We start from the raw sequence: 8,730 nt of genomic DNA on the forward strand, positions 1-8,730 counted from the left end.
GGCCGGGGCCCTGGGCCCAGGCTGGCACCGCCAACGTGCCGAGCCACACCACCGCCGAGACCCCGAGCTGGAACCTGCGCGTGCGAACCATGTCCCTCTCCCGTCCTGGCCCCCGGCGGGCCAGGACCACTGCGGCCTGCGTCCTTCCTAGCTGCGGAAGGGGTTCTGCAGGAGCACCGTCTCGCCGCGGTCGGCGCCCACGGACACGCACACCACGGGCACGCCGCTGACCTCTTCCACGCGGCGCACGTAGCGCTTGGCGGCTTCCGGCAGCTCGTCGAAGGTGCGCACGCCGGCGATCTTCTCGTCCCAGCCGGGCAGCGACTCGTAGATGGGCTTCACGCGCGCCAGGTCCTCGTAGTCACCGGGCAGCTCGGTGACGCGCTGGCCGTCCAGTTCGTACGCGTTGCAGATGCTGAGCGTCTTGATGCCGCTGAGCACGTCCAGCTTGGTGAGCGCCAGGCCCCACAGGCCGTTGACGCGCACCGCGTAGCGCAGCACCACGCCGTCCAGCCAGCCGCAGCGGCGCGGGCGGCCCGTGGTGGCGCCGAACTCGTCGCCCACCTTGCGCAGCCGGTCTCCCAGCTCGTCGCTCAGCTCCGTGGGGAACGGGCCTCCGCCGACGCGCGTGGTGTACGCCTTGCTGATGCCCATCACCTTGTCGATGGCCGTGGGACCCAGGCCCGAGCCCACCGCGGCGTTGCCCGCCACGCAGTTGGAGCTGGTGACGAACGGATAGGTGCCGTGATCCACGTCCAGCAGCGTGCCCTGCGCGCCCTCGAAGAGGATGCGGGCGCCGCGGCGGACCTGCTCGGAGAGGAAGAGGGACACGTCGTGCACGTAGGGGCGCAGCCGCTCGCCCAGGGCGGAGAACTCCGCCAGCACCTGCGGCGTCTCCAGGCGCGGCACGTCGACGCCGGCCTGGGCGCAGAGGTCCTTCAGCTCCTCCAGCGCGGCGGGCAGGCGCTCGTCGATGCGGCGGCGCAGGCGCTCCGGGTGGAGCAGGTCCCGCACGCGGATGCCCCGGCGGGCGACCTTGTCCTCGTACGCCGGACCAATGCCCCGCCCCGTGGTGCCGATGGCGCTGCCACCGCGCGCCTTCTCACGGAAGCTGTCCAGCAGCTTGTGCCACGGGAAGATGACGTGGGCGTTGTCGGAGATGAGCAACTGGGCGTCATCCTTGAGGAAGCCGCGCGGCTTGAGCGCGTCGATCTCCCCGACGAGGACGGCGGGATCCACCACCACTCCGTTGCCAATGACACACGTCTTGCCCGGGTGAAGGATGCCAGACGGAATCAGGTGCAGGACGGTCTTCTGCCCACCCACCACCAGCGTGTGCCCCGCGTTGTTGCCGCCCTGGAAACGGACGACCACCTGGGCGTGCTCGGTGAGAAGGTCGACGACCTTGCCCTTCCCCTCATCTCCCCACTGCGCTCCGATGACGACGACGTTCGGCATGGTGCCCGCCGCTTAGCACGCGGGAGGGGCCGGGTGACAGTGTTCCGCGAAGCCGCAGTGAAGGGCCTGGCAGGCCGCCCTGTCCCACCCCGGCCATGCCCGGGACATTTCGGCCTGGACAAGCGCTCGGACGCCCTCGGCCAGCCGGCGCACCGCCCCGGCGTCGGCGGATCCGGCCGGGAGGAATTCCGGCTCTGGGGAGGCGTCGCCCAGGAAGGCCACGCCCACCCGCACCGCCACCCCCTCGCGAACCATCCGCGCGGACGCCAGGGCCAGGGCCGTCAGCTCATGGACACATGAGGCCGGGCCCAGGGGGTGGCGAGCACCCGGGCGAAGGAGCACCGCCACGGCCTCGCCGTCCGGCGACTCCCAGAGCAGATCCACCGCGCCCTCCACGCTGGCGCTGTCATCCAGGTCCAGCACGAAGTCCAAGCCCCGGTGGATGGTGGACGCGGGCACCGCCGCGAGCTGGCGGGCGAACGTCGTGTCCAGGAAGCGCTCCACGGTGGCGAGCACGTCCCCCAGGTCGTCCTCGTCCGGATCCCGGCCCGCGCTCCGCAGCAGGTTCTCCAGGTGCGCGCGCCGCTCGGAGGCCTCCACGTCCGCGCCCGCGAGTGACAGGTCCACTTCGCGTAACAGCCGTGTGACGAGCTGGTCCGGACGCTCCACGGGCAGCCAGCCATCGGGCTCCACGAAGAGGGGCGCGGCGCGCACGGGGGCCTCCCACGGTTCGGATCCGACGGCGAGCCCCAGCCGATGGAGCTGGTGGTAGCGGCGAGGACAGGTGAGGAAGTCCTGGACCGCGCGCACGGAGGCGACCGCCGGGGCGTCGGTGAACACTTCGGCACCGGCGCCGGAGGCTTCGACGGACATGCGCTCCAGCGCGGACTCCAGGCGGATCCGCGCCTGTTCGAGCTGCTCCGCCGTGGGCGGCTCCGGATCCGCGGGCGGCGGCAGCTGCTCCACGTCCAAGTCGTTGGCGAGCGCACGCAGGTCCGGATCCGCGTCCAGCCGTCGGTCCACGCGATGCCACCACGTGTCCGTGCCCGCGCGCTTCTCCTCGCCGCCGGACAGCACGAGCAGGTCCTTGGCGCGCGTGAGGGCCACGTAGAGCAGGCGCAGGTATTCGGCGTCCTCGCGGGCCTTCAGCTCGGCGCGCACGGCCTCGAAGCGTTCGGAGGTGAAGGTGTCCAGCGAGTCCGGCATCCACGGCCGCAGGGCCAGGCCGAAGGAGCGCTCGAAGTACGCCCGAGCGGACGTGGTACGGCGGCGTCCTCCCATCCCGGGCACGATGACCACCGGCCACTCCAAGCCCTTGGCGCGGTGGATGGTGAGCAGTTGCACGGCGCGAGGGTCGCCCTCGTCCAGCAGGTCCGCCTGGGCCTCGTTGGGGTCGGAGTCCGCCAGCTGGCGCAGCTCGCGCGCGAAGGCCACGCAGCCTCCCGTGCCGCGCTCGTCCCTGCGCGCCGCCAGCGACAGGAGCTTCTCCACGTTCGCGCTCGCCTGCTCCGCGTAGGGAGAGCCCGCGAGGGCTTCGCGGTAGCCGGTCGCGTCCAACGCTGCCTGCAGGAGGGCATGCACGCCCAGCCGATCCCTCTCTCGCCGTAGCACGGGGATGAGCTCCAGGAAGCGCGCGAGCCGCGACTGCTCACGCGCGGACATGGCGGCGCGGACCTCTTCATCCACCAACCGGGGTGAGCCGAGCGACAGCGGCAGGTCCCCCGCGAGCCGGAACAGCGACGCGTCCGACAGGCCGACCAGCGGCGAGCGCAGCACCGCGGCGAACGCCAGCGCGTCGTCCGCGTCCGCGAGCAGCGCCAGCAACGAGGCGAGGTCGCGCACCTCCTGCGCCCCGTAGAACCCGCGGCCTCGCAGCACCCGGTGCGGCACGCCATGGCGGATCAACGCCTGCCGGTACTCCTCCAGGTGCGTGAAGGTCCGGAAGAGCATGGCCACGTCGCCGCCGCGCGCGGGACGCAGGCCCTTCTTGTCCTCCGCCATCACCGCCGGCGGAGCACCCGGCGCGAGCATCACCCGCAGCCTGCGGGCCACCGCGTCCGCTTCGTACTCGCGCAGCTCCGGGGCGGTGTCGGCCTCCGGCAGGGTGAGCCGCTCCACCACGGGCCCATCCACCAGATCCGGGCGCGTGGGCGACAGGTCGTCCGTCTCGGGTTCGTAGACGACCTCGAAGGGACGGGGCGTTGACTCCTTCGCCACGAGCAGCCCAGCGAACGCGCGGTTGAAGAAGGACAGGACACCGGGCAGCGAGCGGTAGTTGTTCTGGAGGAAGCCGCGCATGCCGCCCTCGGCGTCAATCTTGTCCGCGAGGACCTTGAACACGGACACGTCCGCGCCACGGAACTCGTAGATGGACTGCTTGCGGTCACCCACCGCGCACAGGAACGCGGGCTCCAGGGGCAGCGCGGCCACGAGGTCCGCGTCCGGCGTCAGCTCGCGCGGGCCGCCTTCGCGCTTCTCCGACAGGAGCAGCACCAGCTCCAGCTGCAACCGGTTGGTGTCCTGGAACTCGTCCACCAACAGCGCGCCCTGCCGCTCCTGCACCTGCTGACGGAACTCCGGATGGTCGCGCAGCAGGTCGCGCGCCTTCACCAGCAGCGAGGTGAAGTCGAACACGTTGCGCCGGGTCAGCTCCGCGTCGTGCCGCTCCTCCACCTGGGTCAACAGGTCGCGGAAGGTCGCCTCGAAGGGCGCCGTGCGCCACGCGGCGTAGGCATCCTCCAGCCGCCGCACGGAGCCGTCGCTCTTGCCCTTCACTCTCCAGAGCAGCTCCTTCAAGCACGCGCCCGCGCCCTTGCGCAGGTTGGCCAGGTTGCGCGGCTCCGACAGCAGCACATTGCGCAGCGTCGGGAAGTGGGCCGGCTGCATGAACGTGTCCGGCGTCATGCCCTTCAGCGCGGGCTCGGCTGCGGACAGGAGGTTGCTCCACTCGCCCTTGGTGTCCTGGGCGCGGGCGTCCAGACAGAGGCGGCGGCAATCGTCGATGAGGGCTTCGAGCTGCGCCTTGTCCGCCACGCCGTCGCCCACGCGCGCGGTGGCGGCCTTGAGGCCCTCCTCGCGCAGCGTGCCGTAGACGTCCATCAGCGCGGCCACGAGCCCGTCGGAGAAGCCGGAGCCGGAGAAGCCCAGCTCCGCGCACAGCTCGCGCACGCGCGCGTCGCCGCCCTCCAGCGCGTCCAGGACGACGCGTTCGGTGACGTCCTCCAGCAGGCCCGATGCCTCCAGTTCGTCGAGCACCTCGAAGGCGGGATCAATGCCCACCGCGGGCGGCGCGCGGCGCAGGAGCTGACCGCAGAGCGAGTGGAACGTGCCCACCGTCGCGGCGCCCAGCTCCTCGCGCACCTTGCGCCACGCGTCCTGCGTGGGGAACGGGCGCTCCAGCCTCGCGAGCGACGCGCGCAGCACCTTCTCCGCGTCGAGCGGGACGTCACCCTGGGCCAGCGCGTCCAGGCGCTCGCGGACGCGCTTGCGCATTTCGGCGGCGGCCTTGTCCGTGAACGTGAGCATGCACAGCCGGGAGGGACGCAGCGGATCCGCCTGCCGTGCTCCCGCGAACAGGTGCAGCGTCATCGTGACCAGGCTGTACGTCTTGCCCGCGCCTGCGCCCGCCATCAGGGCCAGGTTCTTCTCCAGCGCGAGCATGTGGGGCGCGGTGTCGCTCATCCGCTCCCCTCGTCCGAGATGCGGCGCTCGGTGATGCGGCACACCGCGCGGTAGCCGCACTTGCCGCAGTCATTGGGCCGCGCCGGAAAGTCGCCCTTGCGCAGCTGGCGCACCAGCGACTCCACCGCGTTGGGCAGGTTGAGTCCGGCGGCGTCCGCCACGCGCTGGCGTACCTCCGGATCGGTGGACAGCAGGTCCTCCAGCTCCGCGGGCGGCATCACCGAGGACAGGTGGATGGCGTCTCCCGTGCGCAGCGAGAACCACGCCGCGTTGCGCGCGCCCACGTGGCCGGCCTCGCGCGCGGCGTAGAGGTACAGCGGGAGCTGGAAGTCCGAACGCAGCAGGTTCTCCTTCAGCGTGCGCTTGTCCAGGCGGCCCGTCTTGTAGTCGATGACGCCCACTTCCACACCGGCCGTGTCCAGCCGGTCGATCTGCCCCTCGAAGACGATGGCGTCCTCCGCCACCATCAGCTTCACGTCGCTCCAGCGCTTGTCCTCGGCGGCGGGGCCGAAGCGCAGCTCGAAGCCTTCGGGCACCAGTGGGTCGAACGGTAGGCCATGCCGAGGATCCGTCAGGATGCGCCGGGCCATGGCCTGGGCCTTCTCGCCCGCGAGCTTCCACAGCTCGTGGTGGCCCACGTGGTACAGCTCCGCGAAGTGCCGGCTGGCCTTCTTGACCGCCTTCTCCAGCACCTCCTCGGGGATGTCCTCCGGCGCCTGGCCCAGGAGCTTCTTCTCCTTGAGCGCCTTGAAGACCTCTTCCATCACGCGATGCCAGAAGGTGCCTCGGCCCCGAGCGTCGAACTCCTCGTTGGCCACCACGGGCTCGGCCACCTTCAGGCCGTATGCGACGAAGCCCTGGAAGCCACAGTTGCCGAACTTCGACAGGGCGCTCGCGGACAACGGACGCTCCAGGCCGAAGTGGAACGTGTCGCGCAGCTTCTGCTCCAGTTGGGGGCCCTGCACGCCGCCGGTGAATTCGCCGGGCAGTTCGTCCTCGCGGCCGAAGAAGCGCAGGCGCGCGGCCTCCATGTGGGCCAGCTCGCGGGCGCTGCGGAACCAGTCATCCGTGCCGAAGCGGTCCTTGAGCACCTGTCCCGCGGGGTCCGGCTCCGTGACACGCAACGACGGGAACGACAGGCCCGCCAGCGCCTCCAGCGCCACGGTGCGCCGCAGCTCCGGCAGCGTGAGCACTTCGTCCAACGGCAGCACCGGAGGCAGCGTGCGCGTGGACCACTTGTGGCCGGTGAGCCGGCGCACCTCTCCCAGGAACGCGGAGGGCACCTGCTCCTGTCCGCCCGAGGCCTTCACCGCGAACGACAGGCTCAACGAGCCCTCCGCCGCCGCGAGCGCGCTGGCGAAGAGCAGCCGGTCTTCCGTGAGGCGCCACGGCGCCCGGTCGTCGAACTCGCCGCCGGTGAGGCGGAACACGTCCCGGGTCAGGTGCTGGTTGAGCGCCACGCGCTCCGCGTCTCCGAGGAGCGGCGACGGCGGGTCTCGCCCGGGGAGCCGGCCTTCGGTGAGCCCGGCGACGAAGAGATGCCGGAAGGTGCGGCCCGGAACCTCCGACAGGTCCAGCACCTCCACCGCGCCCGTGGACGAGCCTCGCGCGGGCAGGTGCACGTCGCGCAGCGCGTCCGCCAGCCACCGGCCCAGCACGCGCCGGGTGACGCGGGGACCTCCGCCCACGGCTCGCAGCGAGCGCAGCAGCGCTTCCATCCGTTGGCGGAACGCCGCGAGCGCCGCGTCGTCCCGGGCCCTCGCGTCCTCGATCCGCGCTCCCAGGGACCCGGCCTCGCGAGCCTCCAGGGGCCCCGCGGAGTCCAGCAGGCCCAGCCGCTCCACGACCTTCCACCACGCGGCGAGTGCCTCCGCGGCGGGGGCCTCCTGGGGGATGTGGCGGCATTCGTCGATGAGCCGCATCACGCGGTCGCGCAGCGCGCGCACGGCCATCACCTTGACCGCGTCCTCCTTGCGCTTGCCGCCCTGCGCGGCCATCCGGCGCGCGAGCCCCTCCAGGCGAACGTCGTAGGCGCCCTTCCCTCGCGTGGCGCCCAGGCGGTCGTCGCGCGCGGCGGCGAGCGCGAAGAGGGTCGCGGGTGCATCCGGCCCACCGCGCGACAGCGAGGGCACGTAGCGGCTGGAGACGAGCTCCGCCACGCGTTCGGCCGGGAAGCCGTCCTCCATCAACACCGGCAGCTCCAGCGCCAATCGCACCGGCCCCGCGAGCGCGAGCGGTTCACCCCACGGCAGACGCACCGGTATGCCCAGGTCGCCCAGGGCCTCCGCGAGCCAGCCCGCCTCCGGGCCCAGGTCCCGGTACGCGATGGCGATGTCGCCCGGCGCGCTGCCCGCGTCGATGAGGCGGCGCACGTCGCGGGCCACCACGCGGGCCTCTTCGCGCGCGTTCGTCGCGTTCCACACGGACAGCCCGTCCACCGCGCCCTTCAGCGCGTCGCGAGCGGCGCGGGGCGAGAACAGGTGCCGGCCCAGGTCGGTGAAGGGGCGGCCCTCGAAGGTGACGTCCGCCTTGAAGAGGTCCACGTGGGGCATGGTTTCGCCCCGGTTCTCGAAGGCGCGGAACAGCGCCGCGAGCGCCGCGTCGGCCACCGGCGAGCCGCCCACCGGCGTCTCCACGCGCAGCGACACGCGCCGGGCCTCGCACGCCGCGGCGAGCCCCATCAGCAGCTCCAGTTTCGACGGGCGCACGTCGTAGACGCCGTGGAGCACCAGCCCCGTCACCCCGTCCCAGCCCGAGGGCCACGCGCCCCGGTCCAGCGCCTCACGAGCCCCCCGGAGCACGTCCTCGCGGTCCGCGAGTCCCAGCTCCGCCAGCCGCTGTTCGTACAGGTGATAGAGCCGGGCGAGGACCCGCGCGCGGGTGCGACGCTCCGGAGGCAGCACCTCCGCGGCGTCCTGGAGTTCGCGAGGGGAGAGCCGGCCCGCCTTCAGGTCCAGCAGCACGTCCGCCGCGGCGCGGGCGAAGGCGGGCTCGCGCACGTAGTCGCCGAACGGCGTGGGGCCGAGCGTGGCGCCCAGGCCAGCCACCACGGCGCGGGCGGTCATCGCGGGACAGGGCCGCCGGTTGAGCTCGCGCGCCCCACCCAGCGCGTGGACGAAGTCGTCCCACGTGAGCAGGTGGGTCCCCACGGAGATGCCCCGCGCACGCCGCTCCGACCGCAGGGCAGCCTGGCGGCGCGCGGCATCAGGGAAGACGTGGAGTGTGCGGCCAGGACGGGGCATGCGGGGCGAGGACTCTAGAACGGCCAGGGGCGCCGTTTTCATGCTCCTTTCTGCGCATTCCCACACCCTGGCCCGTTGTCCGCTCGCCTGCCGCCCTCGGAACCCGGAAAGTCCAAGGACGCAAGCCTTTCCGCCCGACCCGGGACAGCTCCGTTCAGGCTGGAGGCGCCCAGGGCTCTGAACCTGTCCGACAGGAGGGTTGCGCGGAATAAGCAATCCGCTGGGTCCCGTAGAAGAGAGATGACTTCAGAAGAAGGAGCCTCCTGCGCCTCTGCCGAGCAGGGGGGCAGGCGCCGCGTCGCAAAGGACCCGACTCCGCGCTTCAAGGGAGCGGAGCGCGAGGTGCTTG

3 protein-coding genes are annotated in these 8,730 nt (G+C 72.2%); all 3 read right to left on the bottom strand.

Features of this window, described 5'->3' with window-relative positions; translation table 11 throughout:
- Positions 1 to 147: 147 nt before the first annotated feature.
- The 3 genes from D7Y15_RS40435 to D7Y15_RS40445 are packed head-to-tail and all read right to left on the bottom strand — an operon-like array spanning position 148 to position 8,381.
- A complete protein-coding gene (locus tag D7Y15_RS40435) occupies positions 148 to 1,458 on the bottom strand; it encodes an adenylosuccinate synthase (protein ID WP_120566437.1) in 1,311 nt (436 codons plus the stop codon).
- A 12-nt stretch (positions 1,459 to 1,470) separates the two neighbouring features.
- The gene (locus D7Y15_RS40440) at positions 1,471 to 5,139 is read right to left on the bottom strand and encodes a UvrD-helicase domain-containing protein (RefSeq protein WP_121755914.1); all 3,669 of its coding nucleotides are present in this window, start codon (positions 5,137 to 5,139) and stop codon (positions 1,471 to 1,473) included.
- Positions 5,136 to 8,381, bottom strand: a complete 3,246-nt coding sequence (locus D7Y15_RS40445; protein WP_121755915.1) for a PD-(D/E)XK nuclease family protein — start codon at positions 8,379 to 8,381, stop codon at positions 5,136 to 5,138. The genes D7Y15_RS40440 and D7Y15_RS40445 overlap by 4 nt, the downstream gene beginning before the upstream one ends.
- Positions 8,382 to 8,730: the final 349 nt, after the last annotated feature.

The organism is Corallococcus sp. AB030 (assembly GCF_003668965.1).
Lineage (GTDB): Bacteria > Myxococcota > Myxococcia > Myxococcales > Myxococcaceae > Corallococcus > Corallococcus exiguus.

Excerpts from the sequence above, each read along its gene's own strand:
- D7Y15_RS40435 (WP_120566437.1), bottom strand. The coding sequence starts at position 1,458 with ATGCCGAACGTCGTCGTCATCGGAGCGCAGTGGGGAGATGAGGGGAAG.
- D7Y15_RS40440 (WP_121755914.1), bottom strand. The coding sequence starts at position 5,139 with ATGAGCGACACCGCGCCCCACATGCTCGCGCTGGAGAAGAACCTGGCC.
- D7Y15_RS40445 (WP_121755915.1), bottom strand. The coding sequence starts at position 8,381 with ATGCCCCGTCCTGGCCGCACACTCCACGTCTTCCCTGATGCCGCGCGC.